The sequence below is a fragment of the Micromonospora sp. NPDC049903 genome, assembly GCF_044460945.1.
Lineage (GTDB): Bacteria > Actinomycetota > Actinomycetes > Mycobacteriales > Micromonosporaceae > Micromonospora.
This window is the reverse complement of sequence record NZ_JBITKL010000003.1, coordinates 208,678-227,979: the sequence shown is the minus strand read 5'-3', so window position 1 is coordinate 227,979 and position 19,302 is coordinate 208,678. Positions and strand designations below refer to the sequence as shown.

General features: G+C 72.5%; 16 protein-coding genes. 6 read left to right on the top strand and 10 right to left on the bottom strand.

The window, feature by feature from the left end:
- Nucleotides 1-146: 146 nt before the first annotated feature.
- The 3 genes from ACIBO1_RS08795 to rsgA all read right to left on the bottom strand — a co-directional run bounded on the left by ACIBO1_RS08795 (nt 147) and on the right by rsgA (nt 4,926).
- On the bottom strand, nt 147-632 hold the full coding sequence (locus ACIBO1_RS08795; RefSeq protein ID WP_396742869.1) for a Rieske (2Fe-2S) protein: 486 nt from the start codon (nt 630-632) through the stop codon (nt 147-149).
- Between the two features lie 156 nt (nt 633-788).
- Nucleotides 789-3,770, bottom strand: coding sequence for an excinuclease ABC subunit UvrA (uvrA, locus tag ACIBO1_RS08790; protein ID WP_396742866.1), 2,982 nt, complete (start codon nt 3,768-3,770; stop codon nt 789-791).
- A 130-nt stretch (nt 3,771-3,900) separates the two neighbouring features.
- The gene (gene rsgA, locus ACIBO1_RS08785) at nt 3,901-4,926 is read right to left on the bottom strand and encodes a ribosome small subunit-dependent GTPase A (RefSeq protein WP_396742863.1); all 1,026 of its coding nucleotides are present in this window, start codon (nt 4,924-4,926) and stop codon (nt 3,901-3,903) included.
- A gap of 121 nt (nt 4,927-5,047) precedes the next feature.
- Between rsgA and ACIBO1_RS08780 the strand changes: the two genes are divergently transcribed.
- On the top strand, nt 5,048-5,764 hold the full coding sequence (locus ACIBO1_RS08780) for a maleylpyruvate isomerase family mycothiol-dependent enzyme (RefSeq protein ID WP_396742860.1): 717 nt from the start codon (nt 5,048-5,050) through the stop codon (nt 5,762-5,764).
- 7 nt (nt 5,765-5,771) lie between these two features.
- Entirely contained in the window at nt 5,772-6,425 is a 654-nt protein-coding gene (locus ACIBO1_RS08775; RefSeq protein WP_396742857.1) for an MBL fold metallo-hydrolase, read from the top strand.
- A 126-nt stretch (nt 6,426-6,551) separates the two neighbouring features.
- On the opposite strand, the gene ACIBO1_RS08770 is transcribed toward ACIBO1_RS08775, so the two are convergent.
- Nucleotides 6,552-7,160 carry a DedA family protein gene (locus ACIBO1_RS08770; RefSeq protein ID WP_396742854.1) on the bottom strand — a complete coding sequence of 203 codons (609 nt, stop codon included), beginning with the start codon at nt 7,158-7,160 and terminating at the stop codon, nt 6,552-6,554.
- Between the two features lie 238 nt (nt 7,161-7,398).
- On the opposite strand from ACIBO1_RS08770, the gene ACIBO1_RS08765 reads away from it, so the two are divergent.
- Nucleotides 7,399-7,602, top strand: a complete 204-nt coding sequence (locus ACIBO1_RS08765; protein WP_111219891.1) for a cold-shock protein — start codon at nt 7,399-7,401, stop codon at nt 7,600-7,602.
- 63 nt (nt 7,603-7,665) lie between these two features.
- Here ACIBO1_RS08765 and ACIBO1_RS08760 read toward each other — a convergent pair whose 3' ends face one another.
- The 3 genes from ACIBO1_RS08760 to ACIBO1_RS08750 form a co-directional block, all read right to left on the bottom strand.
- Nucleotides 7,666-8,562: a hypothetical protein gene (locus tag ACIBO1_RS08760; RefSeq protein ID WP_396742850.1), complete on the bottom strand. Its 897-nt coding sequence runs from the start codon at nt 8,560-8,562 to the stop codon at nt 7,666-7,668.
- Nucleotides 8,563-8,725: 163 nt separating this feature from the next.
- On the bottom strand, nt 8,726-10,393 hold the full coding sequence (locus tag ACIBO1_RS08755; RefSeq protein WP_396742847.1) for a CocE/NonD family hydrolase: 1,668 nt from the start codon (nt 10,391-10,393) through the stop codon (nt 8,726-8,728).
- 4 nt (nt 10,394-10,397) lie between these two features.
- Nucleotides 10,398-10,913 (bottom strand): MarR family winged helix-turn-helix transcriptional regulator, encoded by a 516-nt coding sequence (locus ACIBO1_RS08750; protein ID WP_396743300.1) that lies wholly within the window; start codon nt 10,911-10,913, stop codon nt 10,398-10,400.
- Nucleotides 10,914-11,102: 189 nt separating this feature from the next.
- Here ACIBO1_RS08750 and ACIBO1_RS08745 point away from each other — a divergent pair, with 189 nt between their 5' ends.
- The gene (locus ACIBO1_RS08745) at nt 11,103-13,232 is read left to right on the top strand and encodes an MMPL family transporter (RefSeq protein ID WP_396742844.1); all 2,130 of its coding nucleotides are present in this window, start codon (nt 11,103-11,105) and stop codon (nt 13,230-13,232) included.
- On the opposite strand, the gene ACIBO1_RS08740 is transcribed toward ACIBO1_RS08745, so the two are convergent.
- Both ACIBO1_RS08740 and ACIBO1_RS08735 read right to left on the bottom strand, forming a co-directional pair.
- Nucleotides 13,178-14,068: a transglycosylase SLT domain-containing protein gene (locus ACIBO1_RS08740; RefSeq protein ID WP_396742841.1), complete on the bottom strand. Its 891-nt coding sequence runs from the start codon at nt 14,066-14,068 to the stop codon at nt 13,178-13,180. The two genes, ACIBO1_RS08745 and ACIBO1_RS08740, sit on opposite strands and share 55 nt — an antisense overlap.
- 102 nt (nt 14,069-14,170) lie before the next feature.
- The gene (locus tag ACIBO1_RS08735) at nt 14,171-15,541 is read right to left on the bottom strand and encodes a DedA family protein (protein ID WP_396742838.1); all 1,371 of its coding nucleotides are present in this window, start codon (nt 15,539-15,541) and stop codon (nt 14,171-14,173) included.
- Nucleotides 15,542-15,667: 126 nt separating this feature from the next.
- On the opposite strand from ACIBO1_RS08735, the gene typA reads away from it, so the two are divergent.
- Together typA and ACIBO1_RS08725 are read left to right on the top strand one after the other, a co-directional pair.
- Nucleotides 15,668-17,536 carry a translational GTPase TypA gene (gene typA, locus ACIBO1_RS08730; protein WP_396742835.1) on the top strand — a complete coding sequence of 623 codons (1,869 nt, stop codon included), beginning with the start codon at nt 15,668-15,670 and terminating at the stop codon, nt 17,534-17,536.
- Between the two features lie 8 nt (nt 17,537-17,544).
- Nucleotides 17,545-18,444 (top strand): serine hydrolase, encoded by a 900-nt coding sequence (locus tag ACIBO1_RS08725; protein WP_396742832.1) that lies wholly within the window; start codon nt 17,545-17,547, stop codon nt 18,442-18,444.
- Here the strand turns inward: ACIBO1_RS08725 and ACIBO1_RS08720 are convergent.
- Nucleotides 18,398-19,192, bottom strand: coding sequence for a tyrosine-protein phosphatase (locus ACIBO1_RS08720; protein ID WP_396743297.1), 795 nt, complete (start codon nt 19,190-19,192; stop codon nt 18,398-18,400). The two genes, ACIBO1_RS08725 and ACIBO1_RS08720, sit on opposite strands and share 47 nt — an antisense overlap.
- Between the last annotated feature and the right edge of the window lie 110 nt (nt 19,193-19,302).

Here is a 19,302-nt window from a genome sequence, read left to right as displayed (position 1 = left end):
GGCGGGGGTGGGGGGGGGTGCGGCCCCCCCCGGCCACCCGGTTGGGGGGTGGGGGGGGGGGGGCGGGGGGCCCCCCCCCCCGGCCCCCGGGGGGGGGGGGGGGGGGCCCCCCCCCCCCCCCCCGCGCCCGTACTCACGTACCCCGGTCAGGCCAGCGAGATCTGGTCCCCGTCGACCTTGACCTCCTTGGCCGGCAGGCCGGTGGTCGCCGGCCCGGCCTTGACCGAGCCGTCCTCGATGGAGAACTTGCTGCCGTGACAGGTGCAGTTGATCGTCCCGCCGTCGACGTTCGACACCGGGCAGCCCTGGTGCGTGCAGATCGGGTCGAATCCCTTGAACTCGCCGGCACTGGGCTGGGTGATCACCACGCCCTGCGCGGCGAAGACCGCTCCCCCGCCGACCGGGATGTCGGCGGTCCTGGCCAGTGACTGGGCCCCTTCACGGTCCCCGCCGCCGGGGTCACCGGTGTTGGTGACCTCCGGGCCGCCGCTGGTCGGGGCCGCGCCGTCACCGGAGTCGTCACCGCCACCGCACCCGGCCAGCACCACCGCCGCACCGACCGCGCCCACGCCGGTCAGCAGGCTCCGTCGGGTACGCGTGTCCGGTCCGGCCAGCACCTGTTCGTCACTCATGCTGCCTCGCTTCTCTGTTCGGCTACCACCGTGCATGATCCGTGGCTACATCTCACGACACGCACCACTCTGCCCGGTGGTTCACCCGATCGGCCACTCGGGCGTACCCCAACGGGTGGCCCGGCCGTCGCCACGGGCGACGGCCGGGCCTGCCGATCAGCGGGTGGCGGCCGCCTTGCGAGCGCGCGTCGTGGCCCCGGTCGCCTTCGCACCGTTGGCCTTGGCACCGCCGGCCTTGGCACCGTTGGCCTTGGCGGCCCGGGCGGTGGCCGCCTTCGCGCCCTTGGCCGTGCCGTCGAGCTTGAGCACGCTCCGCAGGAACTGCCCGGTGTGGCTCTCGGTGACCTCGGCGACCTCCTCCGGGGTGCCGGTGGCGAGCACCGTGCCGCCCCGGTGGCCGCCCTCCGGGCCCATGTCGATCAGCCAGTCGGCACTCTTGATCACGTCGAGGTTGTGCTCGATGGTGATCACCGTGTTGCCCTTGTCGACCAGCCCCTCCAGCACCAGCAGCAGCTTGCGGATGTCCTCGAAGTGCAGGCCGGTGGTCGGCTCGTCGAGCACGTACACCGTCCGTCCGGTGGACCGCTTCTGCAGCTCGGAGGCGAGCTTGACGCGCTGCGCCTCACCGCCGGAGAGCGTCGGCGCCGGCTGGCCCAGCCGGACGTAGCCCAGGCCCACGTCGACGAGCGTCTTGAGGTGCCGGTGGATGGCCGGGATGGCGGAGAAGAACTCGGCCGCCTCCTCGATCGGCATCTCCAGCACGTCGGAGACGGTCTTGCCCTTGTAGTGCACCTCCAGGGTCTCCCGGTTGTACCGGGCGCCCTTGCAGACCTCGCACGGCACGTACACGTCGGGCAGGAAGTTCATCTCGATCTTGATGGTGCCGTCGCCGGAACACGCCTCGCAGCGCCCGCCCTTGACGTTGAACGAGAACCGCCCCGGCCCGTACCCGCGGACCTTGGCCTCGGTGGTCTCGGCGAACAGCTTGCGCACGTGGTCCCAGACGCCGGTGTAGGTGGCCGGGTTCGAGCGCGGCGTCCGGCCGATCGGTGACTGGTCGACCCCGACGACCTTGTCCACGTGCTCCAGCCCGCCGACCCGGGTGTGCCGACCGGGCACCAGCCGGGCGCCGTTGATCTGGTTGGCCAGCACCGCGTAGAGGATGTCGTTGACCAGGGTCGACTTGCCCGACCCGCTGACCCCGGTGACGGCGATCAACTGGCCCAGCGGGAAACTCACCGTCAGGTTGCGCAGGTTGTGCTCGCGGGCGCCCTGCACCACCAGTTCCCGGCCCGGCGTCTGCGGGCGACGCCTCGCCGGGATCGGGATCTCCCGGCGACCGGAGAGGTACGCCCCGGTCATCGACTCCGGGTTCGTCAGCAGTTCCGGCACCGAGCCGCTGTGCACGATCTGCCCGCCGTGCTCCCCGGCACCGGGACCGATGTCCACGATCCAGTCGGCGGTGCGGATGGTGTCCTCGTCGTGTTCGACCACGATCAGCGTGTTGCCCAGGCCGCGCAGCCGGACCAGGGTCTCGATCAGCCGGTGGTTGTCGCGCTGGTGCAGCCCGATCGACGGCTCGTCCAGCACGTAGAGCACGCCGACCAGGCCGGAACCGATCTGGGTGGCGAGCCGGATGCGCTGCGCCTCACCACCGGAGAGCGTGCCGGCGGCCCGGTCCAGGGAGAGGTAGTCCAGACCGACGTCGAGCAGGAACCGCAGCCGGGCGTTGATCTCCTTGAGCACCCGCTCGGCGATCAGCTTCTGCCGATCGGTCAGCTCGATGCCGGCCAGCAGGTCGGCGCACTCGCCGACGGACAGGTTGCACACCTCGGCGATGCTGCGCCCGGCCAGCGTGACGGCGAGCACTTCCGGCTTGAGCCGGGCACCGCCGCAGGCCGCACAGGGCACGTCACGCATGTACCCCTCGTACTTGTCCCGGGACCACTCCGACTCGGTGTCGGAGTGCCGGCGCTCGATCCACTGCACCACGCCCTCGAAGCCGGTGTAGTACGAGCGCTCCCGGCCGTACTTGTTGCGGTAGCGCACGTGCACCTGGTCGTCGGAGCCGTGCAGGATGGTCTTCTGCGCCCGCGACGGCAGCGCCCGCCACGGGGTGTCGACGGTGAAGTGCTCGGCCTCGCCGAGCGCCTCCAGCAGCCGCAGGAAGTACTCCAGGTTGTGTCCGGTCGCCCAGGGCTGGATCGCGCCCTCGCGCAGGCTGCGCTCCGGGTCCGGGACGACCAGCTCCGGGTCGACCTCCTTCTTGGTGCCCAGGCCGGTGCACTCCGGGCAGGCGCCGTACGGCGCGTTGAAGGAGAAGACCCGGGGCTCCAGGTCCTCGATCGCTAGCGGGTGGTCGTTCGGGCAGGCCAGGTGCTCGGAGTAGCGACGCTCCCGGTCCGGGTCGTCCTCGGCCAGGTCGACGAAGTCCAGCAGCACCAGCCCGGCGGAGAGCCCGAGCGCGGCTTCGACCGAGTCGGTCAGCCGCTGCTTGGCGCCGGCCTTGACGCTGAGCCGGTCGATCACCACCTCGATGGTGTGCTTCTCCTGCTTCTTGAGCTTCGGCGGGTCGGTGAGCTGGTGCACCACCCCGTCGACCCGGGCCCGGGCGTACCCCTTGGACTGCAGCTCGGCGAAGAGGTCGACGTACTCGCCCTTGCGGCCGCGCACCACCGGGGCGAGCACCATGAAGCGGGTGCCCTCCGCCATCGCCAGGACCCGGTCGACGATCTGCTGCGGGCTCTGCTTGGAGATCCGCTCGCCGCAGACCGGGCAGTGCGGCACGCCGACCCGGGCGAAGAGCAGCCGCAGGTAGTCGTAGACCTCGGTGATGGTGCCGACGGTCGAGCGCGGGTTGCGCGAGGTCGACTTCTGGTCGATCGAGACCGCCGGGCTCAGCCCCTCGATGAAGTCGACGTCCGGCTTGTCCATCTGGCCGAGGAACTGCCGCGCGTACGACGACAGCGACTCGACGTAACGGCGCTGCCCCTCGGCGAAGATCGTGTCGAAGGCCAGGCTCGACTTGCCCGACCCGGACAGCCCGGTGAACACGATCAGGGCGTCCCGGGGCAGGTCGAGGCTGACGTCACGCAGGTTGTGCTCACGTGCGCCACGAATGATCAAACGGTCGGCCACGGTCCGTGTACTCCCGGGTGAGAATGACGAAGGAAGATCTGTCCGCTTTCGGGTCGAACCCGAGGTTATGGGGGGTGCCCCAGCGGTTGTGCCGGCGCCGAAAAAGCGCCCCGGCAACTGTAGACCCGCCCTACGACAATCTGCCCCGACGGCGGGGCCGCCGGGCGGCGCGCCGCCGGGTTTCGTGAGCGATCTCGCGGTGCAACCGCCGCCAGCTCTCCCAGCGCCGGGCGGTCAGCTCGCCCGCCCGCAGCGCGTCCTGCACGGCGCAGCCCGGCTCGGCCTCGTGCCCGCAGTCGCCGTACCGGCACTCGGTGGCCAGGGCGGCGATGTCGCCGAAGGCCCGGTCGAGCCCGGCCGCGCCGTCGAGCAGACCGACCGCCCGGACGCCGGGGGTGTCCACCACCGCCCCACCGCCCGGCAGCGGCACGAGCGCCCGCCAGGTGGTGGTGTGCCGGCCCTTGCCGTCCACCCGCCGGATCGCCTGGGTCGGCATCACTGTCGCCCCGGCCAACGCGTTGACCAGGCTCGACTTGCCCGCACCGGAGGGCCCCAGCAGGCCGAGGGTGCGACCGGCACCGACCTCGGCGCGCAACGGGTCCAGACCGGTCCCGCGCTCGGCGCTGACCGGTAGCACCGGCACGCCGGGGGCGAGCGCCGCGAGCTGCCGCGCCACCGCGGCCGGGTCGGCCGCCAGGTCGGTCTTGGTCAGCACCACCAGGGGACGGGCGCCGGACTCGTGGGCCAGCGCCAGCAGCCGCTCGACGCGGGCGGCGTCCGGCTCCGGGTGCACCGCCTCCACCACGGCGGCCACGTCCAGGTTGGCGGCCAGCAGGTGACCGGCGGCGTCCTTGCCGGCGGTGCGCCGCACCAACGCGGTACGCCGGGGCAGCACCGCCTCCACCGTGATCCGGGCGTCGGGCCAGCGCCCGAGCAGCACCCAGTCGCCCACGCCGGGCAGCCGGGTGGGGTCACCGGCGGCGGCGACCAGCACCGCCCCACCCGAGGTGGCGCGCACCGGCCCCGCCTCGGTCAGGACGGTGCAGACCCCACGGTCGACCCGGGCCACCCGGCCCGGACGATGATCGGTACGGATCCGTCGCAGGTGCGCCGCCCGCTCGGCGTCCCAGCCCAGGGCGGTCAACGTGATACTCATGCTCGACCGCCACCTCTTCCACTCCGGCGTCGTCAGTCACCGCAGACGGTAGGCCCGGCGACGCCGCGCCGGAAGTGAATTCCCCGGCGACGCGGCACGCCCGGACGGCTAGGGTCGGAACGTGACGACGGATCCCCTTTTACTGACCGGTGACGTGACCGACGCCACCGCCCGGCTGCTGCGGACGGCGGCCGCTTTCGACACCGACGACCTCGCGACACCGTCGCTGCTGCCCGGCTGGACCCGCGGGCACGTGCTCGCCCACGTGGCCCGCAACGCCGACGGATTCGCCAACCTGCTCACCTCGGCGCGCACCGGCGAGCCGATCCCGCAGTACGCCAGCGCGGAGGCACGCGACGCCGACATCGAGACCGGCGCGTCCCGCCCGCCCGAGGAGCACCTGGACGACCTGCGCCGCAGCGCGGACCGCTTCATCGAGGCGGTCGCCGCGATGCCGGTGCCGGCCTGGGCCGCCACCGTCGAGACCCGACGGGGTCCCTGGCCGGCCGCCCTGCTGGTCTGGGGACGACTCCGGGAGTTGGAGATCCACCACGTCGACCTGGCCGCCGGTTACCAACCGGCGGACTGGTCGCCGACCTTCGGCCACCGGCTGCTGCACGAGGTGGCCACCGGCTTCGCCGGCCGCGACGACGCGCCGCCGATGGTGCTGCGCTTCGACGGCGCCGGCCACGAACTGGTGGTGGGCGAGCGCGCGGGGGCGCCCGTCGTCACCGGTCCGGCGGCGGAACTCGCCGCCTGGTTGACCGGCCGCAGCACCGGCACCGCCCTGACCGTCGCCCCCGACGGTGACCTGCCCCGCCCACCGGAATGGATCTAGGAAGACGATGACCTACAGCGGAGATGTCACCCCCGGCGGCCCGCCGGCCGTACGCGAACTCGACGCCCTGACCATCACCAAGGTGTCGGTCGGTCCGATGGACAACAACGCGTACCTGCTGCGCTGTCGGCACACCGGTGATCAGGTGCTGATCGACGCCGCCAACGAGGCGCCCCGGCTGCTGGAGCTGATCGGTGACGGCGGGCTGCGCACCGTGATCACCACCCACCAGCACATGGACCACTGGGTGGGGCTGGAGGAGGTCGTCGCCAAGACCGGGGCCCGCGCGCTGGTGCACGCCGACGACGCCCAGGGGCTGCCGATCGAGGCGCAGCCCCTGGCCGACGGCGACACGGTGCCGGTGGGTGACTGCACGCTCGAGGTCATCCACATCAAGGGGCACACGCCGGGTTCGGTGGCGCTGCTCTACCGCGACCCGGCCGGCACCGGGCACCTCTTCACCGGAGACAGCCTCTTCCCGGGTGGTGTTGGAAACACCGACCAGGACCCGGAGCGCTTCGCGGCGCTCATCGACGACGTGGAGCACAAGCTGTTCGACCGGCTGCCCGACGAGACCTGGTTCTATCCGGGCCACGGCCGGGACTCGACGCTCGGCGCGGAACGCCCGCACCTGGCGGAGTGGCGCGCCCGGGGCTGGTGAGGCCGGGGCAGATCGCGCCGCCAGGCGCGCGTCGCGGCGATGCCCCTCGTGGGTGCGCCGGGCCCGCGCCTGGCGCGCCCCGCACGGGTCCGACAACGCGCGGCGATCCGGACCGGTGTCCGCGGCTCAGGGTGTGACCTCGCGCAGCCGGCGCCGCACGCCGACCAGCACCAGGGCGGCCAGCAGGAGGCCGCCGACCATGGTGACCAGCATCGGGCTGGCACCACCGGGCAGCAGCCCGACCAGCGAGCGCGACGCGGTGCCCACCGCCAGATAGAGCCCGGCCCACGCGCCCGCGCCGAGCGAGGCGAAGCCGAGGAAGCGCGGATACGACATGTTCAGGCCGCCGGCCGCCAGCGGCAGCAGCGCGTTGAATACCGGCAGGAACGGGGCGACCAGCACCAGCCGGCCGCCGTTGCGACGCAGGATGACCTCCGCGGTGGCCCAGCGGCTCTCCCCGACCCAGCCACCGAAGCGGCTGCGACGCAGGTCCGCGCCCCACCGCCGGCCGACGAGGAAGGTCAGCGACCATCCGGCGAGGCATCCGGTGACCACGGCGACGAAGGTCGCCAGCCCCGTGGTCGGGCTGCCGACCGCCACGGCGGCGAGGATCGCCACGTCGCCGGGGACGAGGACACCGAACAGCGGGACCGCGTCGAAGAGCATGACCACCCCGAGCACCGCCATCAACAGGGCGACGGGAAGTTCTCCGACCTGGGCCAGCTGGTTCGCCATGCCCCGTACGCTATTGCCTGACCCTGGGTGTGGACATCAGGATTCCTCCCCACACTGCGGCTGGTGTGCTCCGGGTCATCCCTGATCCGGTTCTCCACCGCCTGGATCGCCCCGCCGACGACTCCCTGAGGCGCTTCGCCCCGCAAATCCGCTATTCACCGGTTACTGTCGGGAAGGTATCGGGCGGCCACCGGCGTGGAGTCCGGCGGTCGCCCGCCTGGAACAGGGAGAGAGACGCATGGCAACCGGCACCGTGAAGTGGTTCAACTCGGAAAAGGGCTTCGGCTTCATCGAACAGGATGGTGGAGGCCCGGACGTCTTCGTCCACTACTCGGCCATCGCGAGCAGTGGCTACCGGGAGCTGACCGAGGGCCAGAAGGTCGAGTTCGACGTGACCCAGGGGCAGAAGGGGCCGCAGGCGGACAACGTCCGACCGATGTGACCCGTGCCGGGGTGGCGGCGGCCGGCCCACCGGCCGCCGCCACACGTGCACCGGTGCCTCGCCTCAGGCGGCCAGCCGCCGGCCCAGTTCCTGCACGACCTGCTCGGCCACGGTCGGCGGGATCGCCGCCGCGATCTCCTCGGGGGTGAGCCCGGCCAACACGCCGGTGATGATCGCCTGCTCGTCGGTGAAGTCGCGGTTCGCCAGCGACTCCACCGCCGCCTGCAGCGCGGTCAACTGCGCGCCCAGGCTCCGCAGCGTCGGGTGCCCGACCTTGAACTTCGGGTCGGTGTGGTCCTCACCCATGGTCGTGCGGGTGTACGTCTGCCCGATCGGGTTGCGCCCGTCCAGGACGGTGAGGTTGCGGTGAACGGTCTTGAGCCAGTTGTGCTCCTCGGGGGTCATGTCCGTCTCCTCCTGCTCGGGCGTGATGAGTCCGATGGTGGTCAGGTAACGGCGGAACAGCGGCGTCTGGTCACGTCCCGCCTTGATCGAGTCGCGGAAGAAGCTGAAGTGGGTGTGCCACAGGTGGGAACGGTCGCCGGTGCTGCGCCGCCCCAGTCGGTCCCACCGCCGCACCACCTTGCCGTCCGGTGAGTAGATGATCTCGCGGATGTCCCGGGTGTCCGCCGTGTTGGCGGCGCACTGGGCCACACACCAGGTCGAGAACGTGGACAGGTCGTGGTGGCGACCGCCGCTGCTGACCCGGAACATGCCCACGTCCAGCGCGGCCGCGTCCAGGGTCAGACCGTTGCGGTCCCGGGGCGACTCGACCACCGAGTAGTCGTTCGCGACGACTCGGTCCGACCCGGTGTGGTACCCCCCGCGGTGGTTGGCGTCGCCGACGATGCCGACCTCGTTGGGTTCCAGGTCCTCGTCGCGTACCCGGTTCGGATCGCGGTTGAGGTGCTTGAGCAGCAAGCTGCGGACGGCCATCAGGTTCGCCGGTGCCCGCGTCATGGTTCCCCCTCTGCTGATTCGTCGGGGGCCGGGCACGGCAGTGACACCGCGTGCGCGGTAGGAAGGCTGCACAAGCGCTCCCGGCCAGTGGTTGCACAGCGCCGGGCGTACTCCCACCATAGCCCCACTTCTGGACGAATGCCCAGCTCAGAGCCGCTTTGTTTCAGCTTGGAGAAGGCTGTGAGGCAGAGTGGACGACCGATAGGACCACTGCGGACGGATGCTCCGGGTCGTGAATGATCTCCCGACGTCCACCACGGAGAGTGACGGCAGCGCCCAGTGGTTCACCGGTGCCCGGGTTGCGCGCGTACCGGGGATGGGCCCCGCCGGAGACCTGCAACCGCAACCGGTGCCCGGGGGCGAAGCGGTGGGCGGCCGGCCACATCTCCACCGGCACCGCGACCGCGCCGGTGGCGTCCGGCCGGAACCGTTGCGGGTCGACGCGTACCAGCCCGTCGCACACGTTCCAGGAACGGCCCCGCCGGTCCACGTCGCACAGTCGCACGAAGACGTCCAGGTGGGCCAGCTCGCTCCGCAGGTGGATCTCCGCCCGCACCGGACCGATCACCTCGACCGCGTGCGTCAGCGGGTCGGTGGTGAAGGTCAGCACGTCGGGCCGGGCCTCGACCGGACGGTTGTCGAACGGCCCGGCGCGCTGGGCCACCAGCAGCGGGCCGCCCAGCGAGGGGGTCGGGTCGGCCGGGTCGTACCAGAAGGCGTCCGGCGGTGACGGCACCGGCGCCGAGGTGCGCAGCGCGAAGCCCGGGTGCAGGTGCCACCGGACGGTCCGGGCCGGTGGTGGCCAGTCGGGCAGGTCACGCCAGCCGCCACCAGCACCGCCCAGGTGCACCCGCACCGGCGCGTCGCCGACCGGCTCGGCGGCGCGGTCGTTGAGGTGCTCGTCGAGCCAGCCCAACCCCTCGCGCAGCGCGGCCACGAACAGGCCGGGACTGCCGTGGGTCCACGGCCCCACCACCAGCCTCGGCCGGGCGCCGGTGGCGCGCAGGGCAGCGTAGTCGCGCAACTGGGCGGGCAGGAAGATGTCGTGCCACCCGCTGACCATCGCCACCGGGGCCCGCACCCGATCGAGCCGGTCGTCGAAGACCCGGGTACGCCAGTAGTCGGCCTGTGGGGTGTGGTGCTCCAGCCACTGCTGGAAGAACGGCACGGTGACCCCGGTGGCGATCCGGTCCGCCTCGACCAGCGGCAGGTGCGCCAGGGCGGCGGCCAGCCGGGGTTGGCCGCGTTTGAGCTCCCACTGCCGGGCCAGCCACGGCACGGTCTGCGCCTGGAGCAGCTCCACCCAGGTCAGCACCGTGTCCAGGGCGAACGACTCACCCGCGTAGGTGGAGTCGCGGGTGGTGGAGGCGGTGGCCACGGCGACCATCGCCCGCAGCTCCGGACCCGCGTCGGCGGCCAGCGCCCACTGCACGAAACCCTGATAGCTCGCGCCGAACATGCCGAACGCACCGCGCCACCAGGGCTGCCGGCGCAGCCAGTCGAGGGTGTCCAGCCCGTCGTCGCGCTCGAACACGAACGGGTCGAAGGACCCGCCGGAGCCGAAGGTGCCCCGGCAGGACTGGATGACCACGTGGAATCCACGCTCGGCGGCGAGCCGGCAGAGCAGCCGCATCGGCCCGCCCCGCCCGTACGGGGTACGGATCAGCACGGTGGCCGCGTCCGCCAGGTCGGGGCGGTAGTGGTCGGTGCGCAGGATCACCCCGTCGCGGGCCCGCACCGGGATGTCCCGGGTGACGGTGACCCGACGGGTACGCGCCGGCGGCAGTCGCAGCGCGGCCCCGGCGAGCGCCGACGTCAGCCGATCCCACATCGGCTCAGTCCGTCCGGCGGCGGGGCGACTCGGGTCGGGCGCCGCGGACCGTGTCCCGGTGTTCCCGCAGCGACGTGCCCATGGCCGAGATGAAGCGGTACACCACCTCCAGCTCGTCGTCGCGGAAGCCGCTCATCACCCGGTCGGTGCGCTCGCCCAGCGGCCGAAAGAAGTCCATCGCCAGCGCGGCACCCCGGTCGGCGTAGCGCAGCAGGATCTTGCGCCGGTCGGTGGGATCGCGGTCCCGCCGGATGTGCCCGCCCCGTTCCAGCCGGTCGATCAGGGCGGTGACCGATCCGGAGGAGATGCCGAGGTGTTCGCCGAGCCGCCCGGGCGTGATCGGCGCATCGGCCAGCTCGGCGTCCATCACCGCGATCAGCGCCTGCAGGTCGGTGACGTTGAGGCCGTGCTGCCCGGCGAAGGCGTGGCCCACGTGCTGGGCGTCCACGCCGTAGCGGCGCAGCTCCGCGGTGATCTCGGCGATCAGCAGGTCCCGGCGGGTATCCCGCCGCCGGTACATCCCCTGAGCCGCCACGTCGCGCCGCTTCCCCTCCCGAACGCCCGCGTCGGAGCATACCCAGCCGGACGCTCTCCACCGTTGTCGAGATTCTCACCCCGCCAGTAGTTGCCACATCTATCTTGATGGGTAAAACTCTCGACTGTCTAGATATCTGGCTGTCGAGAGACCTGTTTCGAGGGGCCCTTACGGATGTCCGTGTTAACCCGCGTCGCGCGCAGCCGCCGCGCAGCCTGGCTCACCGTTCTGCTGACGGTCGTCTTCGGCGCGATCGTCTTCGCCCTGCCCACCCCCGACAACCCGGCACCGGTCTCCGCCACCGGGCTGTCCGAGAGCTGGGAGTCGACCCAGGTCGAGCTACTCCAGGACGAACTACCCCAGAGCGACGTCGCCGCCGCCGTGGTCGTGGTCAGCCGCGACGACGACGCCCCGCTGACCGACGCCGACCGGGCCGCGATCACCAACGGCACCACCGGGCTCAGCGAGTTCGCCGTCGGCGGCCAGGTCGTCCCGCCCCAGGTCTCCCCCGACGGCACGGTCGCCCTGGTCATCGTGCCGATGTCCACCGCCGACGGCCAGGACGCGGTCACCGCACAGGTGGCCGAGCTGCGCGAGGCACTCACCGCACTGCCCGGGGAGCTGACCGTCGAGGTCACCGGCGGGCCCGCCTTCACCGCCGACCTGACCAAGGTCTTCGAGGGCGCCGACCTCACCCTGCTGGCCTTCACCGCCGCCGTCGTCGCGGTCCTGCTGCTGGTCACCTACCGCAGCCCGCTGCTCTGGCTGGTCCCGCTCACCATCGTGGCGGCCACCGAACAGATCACCCTGCGCGCCCTGGACACCATCATCCCGGCGGTCGGCATCAACTTCGCCGGTGGCGCCGTCACCGGCATCGCCAGCGTCCTCGTCTTCGGTGCCGCCACCAACTACGCCCTGCTGCTCATCGCCCGCTACCGCGAGGAACTGCGCCGCGAGGAGGACCGCTTCGTCGCGATGCGCAAGGCCCTGCGTCGCACCGCCGAACCGATCCTGGCCAGCGGCGGCACCGTCATGCTCGGCGTACTCACGCTGCTGCTCAGCGAACGGGAACTCAACCGTGCCCTCGCCGTGGCCTGCGCCACCGGCATCCTGCTCGCGATGGCCTCGGCGCTGCTGGTGCTGCCCGCCGCCCTAGTGCTCGGCGGCCGCCGCCTGTTCTGGCCGCTGGTGCCCGAGGTCGGCAGCGCCGGCCGCGAGGGCCGCATCTGGGGCCGCCTCGGCGCCGCCGTGATCCACCGCCCGGTGCCCGTCGCGGCACTGGCCACCCTGCTGCTGGCCGCGCTCGCCCTGGGTGGGCTGGGCCTGCGCACCGGCCTGTCCGAGACCGAGCAGTTCCGGGTCGAGCCGGAGGCGGTGGCCGGCGCGCAGACTCTCGGCCGTGCCTTCCCCGCCGGCACCACCCAACCCGTCGCCGTGATGACCAACCCGAGCGCCGTACCGGCCGTCACCGAGGCCGCCACCACCGTCGACGGGGTCGCCTCCGCCCGGCCCGGCCCCGCCGGAGACGCCGTCGCCCAGATCGACGTCGTCCTCGACGCCGAACCCGGCACCGCCGCTGCGAACCGCACCCTGGCCGCGCTGCGCGACGCCGTCGCCGCGGTACCCGACTCGGCGCCCCCGGCCCCGGCCGGCGTCGACGACGTCTCCGGCGCCCTGGTGGGCGGCAGCCTCGCCGGCGACTACGACTCCGCCGCCGCCGACAACCGGGACCTACGGGTGATCCTGCCGCTGATCCTGCTGCTGGTCGGCGCCGTGCTCGTCCTGCTGCTACGCGGCATCATCGCGCCGGTGCTGCTGGTGGTCACCGTGGTCGCCTCGTACTTCGCCAGCCTCGGCGGCGCGTGGCTGCTCTTCGACCACGTCCTGGGCTTCCCGGCACTGGACACCACGGTCCCGCTGCTGGCCTTCGTCTTCCTCGTCGCGCTCGGCGTGGACTACAACATCTTCCTGGTCACCCGGGCCCGGGAGGACGCCCGCGCCACCGGCACCCGCGAGGGAATGCTCTCCGCGCTCCGCGCCACCGGCGGCGTCATCACCAGCGCCGGCATCCTGCTCGCCGCCGTCTTCGCGCTGCTCGGCGTGCTGCCACTGATCACGCTGACCCAGATCGGCATCATCGTCTGCCTCGGCGTCCTGCTGGACACCCTGCTCGTCCGCACGGTCGTCGTGCCGGCGCTGGCGTTCCTGCTCGGCGAGAAGTTCTGGTGGCCGGGCCGGATCACCCGCGATCAGAACCCCAGGCAGACGCACTCCGACATGAGCGCCCGCACGTTGCGCACGTAACCCGGATTGGGGATGGCCAACGGCTCTCCTGGCCGGGCCACCGCCCCGTGACCGAAGTTGTACGCGGCGATCACCGCGTTGAGCAGGCAGGAGTCCAGTACGCCCGAGGTGCACAGGCTCGCGTCCAGCCGGTAGTCGGCGTCGAAGTACATGTCGCCGATGTACTTGGTGAGCCACGCCAGATAGGTGCCGCCGAGGTAGGCGTTGTCCCGGTAGTCCCACACGTCGTAGCTCTGCCCGAACCGCTGGTTCATCCAGGTCGCGGTGTCCGGCATCACCTGCATCAGGCCGATGCCCTCGTCGCAGGCGACGATGTTGGACTGCCACCCGCTCTCCTGCCAGGCGGTCGCCATGATCAGGTTCAGCGGGACGCGGATGTCCGGCGCGGAGGTCGGCCAGTAGGTCCGGCCTGCCGCGTCGGTCAGCGCCGCCTTGGCCTGCGCCCGGCTGGCCTGCTCGCCCTTGTACGTGGGCCGGCAGCCACTGGGCGCGGGCTTCGGCGGCTTCGGCGGCACGTTGGTCTCCGTCGGCGGCTTCGGCACCGCCCGGGGTGCCGGGGCGCTCCGTCGCGGTGTCGGCCGCACGCTCGCCGTCGGTGACGGCGCGGCAGCCGACCGGGGCGCGGCCCCCATCGACTGGACCGCCCTCGGCGTGGGACTGGCCTCGTCCGGCGCCTCCGACTCGGTGGCCGGCGTCGGCTCCGCCGCCTCCGTCGGCAACGCGACCGGCGCGGGCACCTCCGTCGCGGGAGCGTCCACTCTGGCGCAACCTCCCCCGGTCGCCAACAACACTCCGGCGAGCAGCGCGGCGCCCAGCCTGGTGACGCTCCGTCCCATGTCGACCCCCTTCGGCAGTGACGAGCCCGCCGCACCCTAACAGCCACAGGTCGTGATTCGGGGCCCGCACATCCACCCCGCCCAGGTCAACCCCCCTCTCGGCTACACCGCCGAGCCGTAGCCCGGATCGCCCCGCGGCCCGGCGGTCACCGCCCGGTCCCGAGTGGCCCACGCCACCATGAACACCGCCGGCCACGCCGCGCCCAGCAACACCGCGCCCACCGTCCCGCTGGCCGTGCTCATCCCCAGATAGAGCCGCGCCCCGCCGATGGCGACCACCCCGACCGCCGCGACCGTCCAGGCCGCCACCGCCAACGGCCACCGCGCACCCCGCGACAGCAACCAGGCCAGCGTGCACAGACTGGCGGTGACCACCACGTTCTGCGTGGAGAACAGCACCGTCCGACCTCCGGCGGCCAGGTCGGCCACCACCGCCAGCACCACCAACGGCACGAACGCGCCGACCGTGCCGACCACACTGAGCAGGTCCGCCTGCCACGGCCGGTGCCGCCACGCCTGCACCAGCGCCACCACCGCGACCACCACGATCAGCGACGAGCCACGCAGCACCGACACCGCCGCCTGCGTCGCCTCCACCGCGTCCGGCGTACGCCGGGCCGCGAACCATCCCGCGATCGCCCCGTCCACCAACGCGAGACCGCTGTGCCGGACCACCGTCCGCAACGTCCAGGTGATGACCAGACCGACCACGAACAACAGCACCACCCCGGCCGCCAGGTTCGCCAGCAACGCCCACGCCGGACCGAGCCGCAGGCTGAGCAGGAAGAACAGCAGCCCGTACCGGGCCGACAACCACCGCAGCGGCGGCAGCCGCGCGGCCCGGGTCAACAACGCCCGCGCCGGATCCGGATTACGCCCCAGCCACCGCCCGACCAGCACCACCGCGAGCAGGGCCGCGATCAGCACCAGCACCGCGCCGGTGGCCCGACCGAGCAGCCGCGACACCGTCTCGTACGACTCGCCCGCCAGGTGCCCCACCAGCACCGACCCGCCCACCCAGGTCGCCACCCCGGCCAGGTTCCACGGCGCGAACCGGCGGTACGGCATGCCCGCCGCACCCGCCAGCCGGGGCACCAGCGTCCGGGCGAACGCCACCCAGCGGGCGGTCAGCACACCCCGCCCGCCCATCCGGCCGAGCATCGCGTCCGCCCGCGCCCACCGCTGCGGTCCCACCCGCGCACCCCACCGGCTCGCCCGCAACCAGGGCCCGTAGCGCCGCCCGGCGCGGAACGCCACCGCGTCCCCCGTCGCCGCCGCGACGACCATCACCGCCAGCGCCGGACCGAGCCGCAACGTCCCCGTGTACGTGAGGAAGCCCACCAACAGCAGCGTGGCCTCGCCGGGCGCGACCAACCCGACGAGCAACGCCGTCTCGGCCGCGACCACCAGGGCCGCCACCACGTAGATCAGACCCGGTGGCAAGCTCTGCACCGAGTTCAGCAGGTCGTGCACGGCGCCCCCGGATCACCTCGGCAGGACTGCCCTGCAAGTGTGACAGTGCTCTCCGTCACCGCGCGGCCCCACTCTCTGGTGACCCCGACGCCACGCGGCTACCGACCAGGCGGGAGGATGGAGCTCATGCAGCTGCGCACCGACCTTCGCAACGTCGCCATCATCGCTCACGTCGACCACGGCAAGACCACCCTGGTCGATGCCATGTTGCGGCAGGCCGGCGCCTATGGCGCCCGGGGCGAGGTGACCGAGCGGGTGATGGACTCGATGGACCTCGAACGCGAGAAGGGCATCACCATCCTCGCCAAGAACACCGGCGTGCGCTACCTGCCGGCGGACGGCTCCGACCCGGTCACCATCAACATCATCGACACCCCCGGCCACGCCGACTTCGGCGGCGAGGTCGAGCGCGGCCTGACCATGGTCGACGGCGTGGTGTTGCTGGTCGACGCCAGCGAGGGCCCGCTGCCGCAGACCCGGTTCGTGCTCCGCAAGGCCCTCAAGGCCCGGATGCCGATCATCCTCGTGATCAACAAGGTGGACCGACCCGACGCCCGGATCAAAGAGGTCGTCGACGACACCTACGAGCTCTTCCTCGACCTCGACGCCGACGAGGAGCAGATCGACTTCCCGATCGTCTACGCCTGCGCCCGCGACGGCATCGCCTCGCTGACCCAGCCCGCCGACGGCTCCGTACCCCAGGACAGCCAGAGCCTGGAGCCGCTGTTCCGCACCCTGCTGGACACCATCCCGCCGCCCGCGTACGACGAGCAGGCCCCGCTGCAGGCCCACGTCACCAACCTCGACGCCTCCCCGTTCCTCGGCCGCCTCGCGCTGTGCCGGGTCCGGCAGGGCACCATCGCCAAGGGCCAGACCGTGGCCTGGTGCCGCACCGACGGCAGCACCCAGCGGGTCCGCATCTCCGAGCTGCTGATGACCGAGGGCCTGGAGCGCAAGCCCGCCGACTCGGCCGGCCCGGGCGACATCATCGCCGTCGCCGGCATCCCGGAGATCATGATCGGTGAGACGCTCGCCGACGCGGAGAACCCGCAGCCGCTGCCGCTGATCACCGTCGACGAGCCGGCCATCTCGATGACCATCGGCACCAACACCTCGCCGCTGGTCGGCCGGGTCAAGGGCGCCAAGGTCACCGCCCGCATGGTCAAGGACCGGCTGGACAAGGAACTCATCGGCAACGTGTCGCTGCGGGTCCTGCCCACCGAGCGCCCGGACGCCTGGGAGGTGCAGGGCCGGGGCGAGCTGGCGCTGGCGATCCTGGTCGAGCAGATGCGCCGCGAGTCCTTCGAACTGACCGTCGGCAAGCCGCAGGTGGTCACCCGCGAGATCGACGGCCGCACCTGCGAGCCGGTGGAGCGGCTCACCATCGACTCGCCCGACGAGTACCTCGGCGCGATCACCCAGCTCCTGGCCACCCGCAAGGGCCGGATGGAGCAACTGGTCAACCACGGCACCGGCTGGATCCGGATGGAGTGGCTGGTCCCGGCGCGCGGCCTGATCGGCTTCCGCACCGAGTTCCTCACCGAGACCCGCGGCACCGGCATCCTGCACCACGTCTTCGAGTCGTATGAGCCGTGGTTCGGCGAGCTGCGGACCCGCAACAACGGCTCGCTGGTCGCCGACCGGTCCGGCGCGGTCACCGCCTTCGCGATGACCAACCTCCAGGAACGCGGCCAGCTCTTCGTCGAGCCCACCACCGAGGTGTACGAGGGCATGATCGTCGGGGAGAACTCCCGCTCCGACGACATGGACGTCAACATCACCAAGGAGAAGAAGCTCACCAACATGCGCTCCTCCACGGCCGACGAGACCGAGAAGCTGATCCCGCCGCGCAAGCTGTCGCTGGAGCAGGCCCTCGAGTTCTGCCGCGAGGACGAGTGCGTCGAGGTCACCCCCGCCGCCGTACGCATCCGCAAGGTCGTGCTCGACCAGACCCAGCGGGCGCGCACCGCCGCCCGCCGCAAGCACGCCGGCTGACCCCTGCCATGTCCGCCGACGACCTCGACGCGCGGCTGGACCGGGAACCCGGCACGATCTCGGTGTACGCGGGGCGGCTCGACGCCCCGCCCACCTGGACCCGACACGCCGAGGCCACCCACTACGCGGCGAGCACCATGAAACTCGCGGTGCTCGCCGCGTTGCACCGCACCGCCGAGACCGGACGGCTCGACCTGGACACCCCGGTGCCGGTCCGCAACCGGTTCACCTCCGCACTCCCGGACGCACCCGCGTACTCCTGCGTCCGGGAGTACGACAACGACCAGGACGTCTGGCACCGGCTCGGGCGGGAGGAACCACTGCGCTGGCTCGCCGAACGGATGATCGTCCGGTCCAGCAACCTCGCCACCAACCTGGTCCTCGAACACGTCGGCCGACCCGCCGTCGCCGAGGTCTGGGCGGCGGCCGGCGCCCGGCACAGCGTCACCGCCCGGGGCATCGAGGACCTCGCCGCCCGCGACGCGGGCATCACCAACCTGGTCACCGCCGCCGACCTGGCCGCCCTGCTGCGCGAAGTCGCCGTGGGGGCCACCCGCCCCGGACCGATCGCCGCACCCACCGCCTGCACCGCGATGCTCGACGTGCTCTGCGCCCAGCAGGTCCGTCAGGACATCGCCGAGGGCCTGCCCGCCGGCACCCGGCTGGCCCACAAGAACGGCTGGGTACGCGGGGTACGCCACGGCGCCGCAGTGGTCTTCCCCACCGACGCCGACCCGTACCTGCTGGCGGTGTGCACCACCACCCCGCTGACCGCGCAGCAGCCCAGCGGCCCGGCCGACGCGCACGCCCGCCGGCTGGTCGCCGACATCTCGTCCCGGCTGTGGCGCGACCGGCACCACCTCACTCCAACAGGTTCGCCCGCAACGCCGCCACCGTCTCGTCGGTGACCCCCAGCCCGTCCCGCAGGTACGCGTCGAACGACCCGTGCACCCGCCGCACCTGCGCGTACCCGGCGTCCAGATACTCCGGGCGGACCTCCAGCACCGGACGCACCGCCGCGTCGTCCACCCCCGGGTGCCGCCGCCGCATCGCCTCGATCAGCACCTCGCGCAGGCTCTCGGTCAACTCGTTGTTGGCCAGGTAGTCGGCCCGGATCGCGGCCTCGTCCACGCCCAGGGCGTGCAGCAGCACCACGGTCAGCCAACCGGTGCGGTCCTTGCCCGCCGAGCAGTGGTACACCAGCGGCAGGTTCGCCGACTCGGCCGCCAGCCGCACGGCAGCGCCGAAGCCCGCCCGGGCCGACTCCCCGGTCACGAACCAGCGATAGATGTCTGCCATCGCCGCCGGTGTCCCCTGCCGCGCCAGGTCCGCGTACCCGTCCAGGTCGTGCCCGAGCAGCACCGCCGAGACATAGGTGAAGACCGGATGGGCCGGGTCGTGCACCGGCAGGTGCACCACGGTCGGCGCGCCGACCAACCGGTCCGGCGGGGCCACAGACACCTCCGAGCGGTCCCGCAGGTCCACCACGCACGCCGGACCGAGCCCGGCCAGCACCGTCAGGTCCTCGTCGGTCAGCCGGCCCAGCGCCGGGGTACGGATCAGCCGCCCCGGCCGTACCCGCCGTCCCCGCGCACCGACCAGACCACCCAGGTCCCGCGCGTTGGGCGCGCCCACGAGCCGCCAGTCCCGTTCCAGGCCCACGTTCTCACCTTCCCCTCGCCGTACCCCGCGCCCACCAGGGTGCCCGATCCGACGATCACCACCGCACGCCCGGTGCAGGCAGAAGTGACCACGCCACCCGGAGT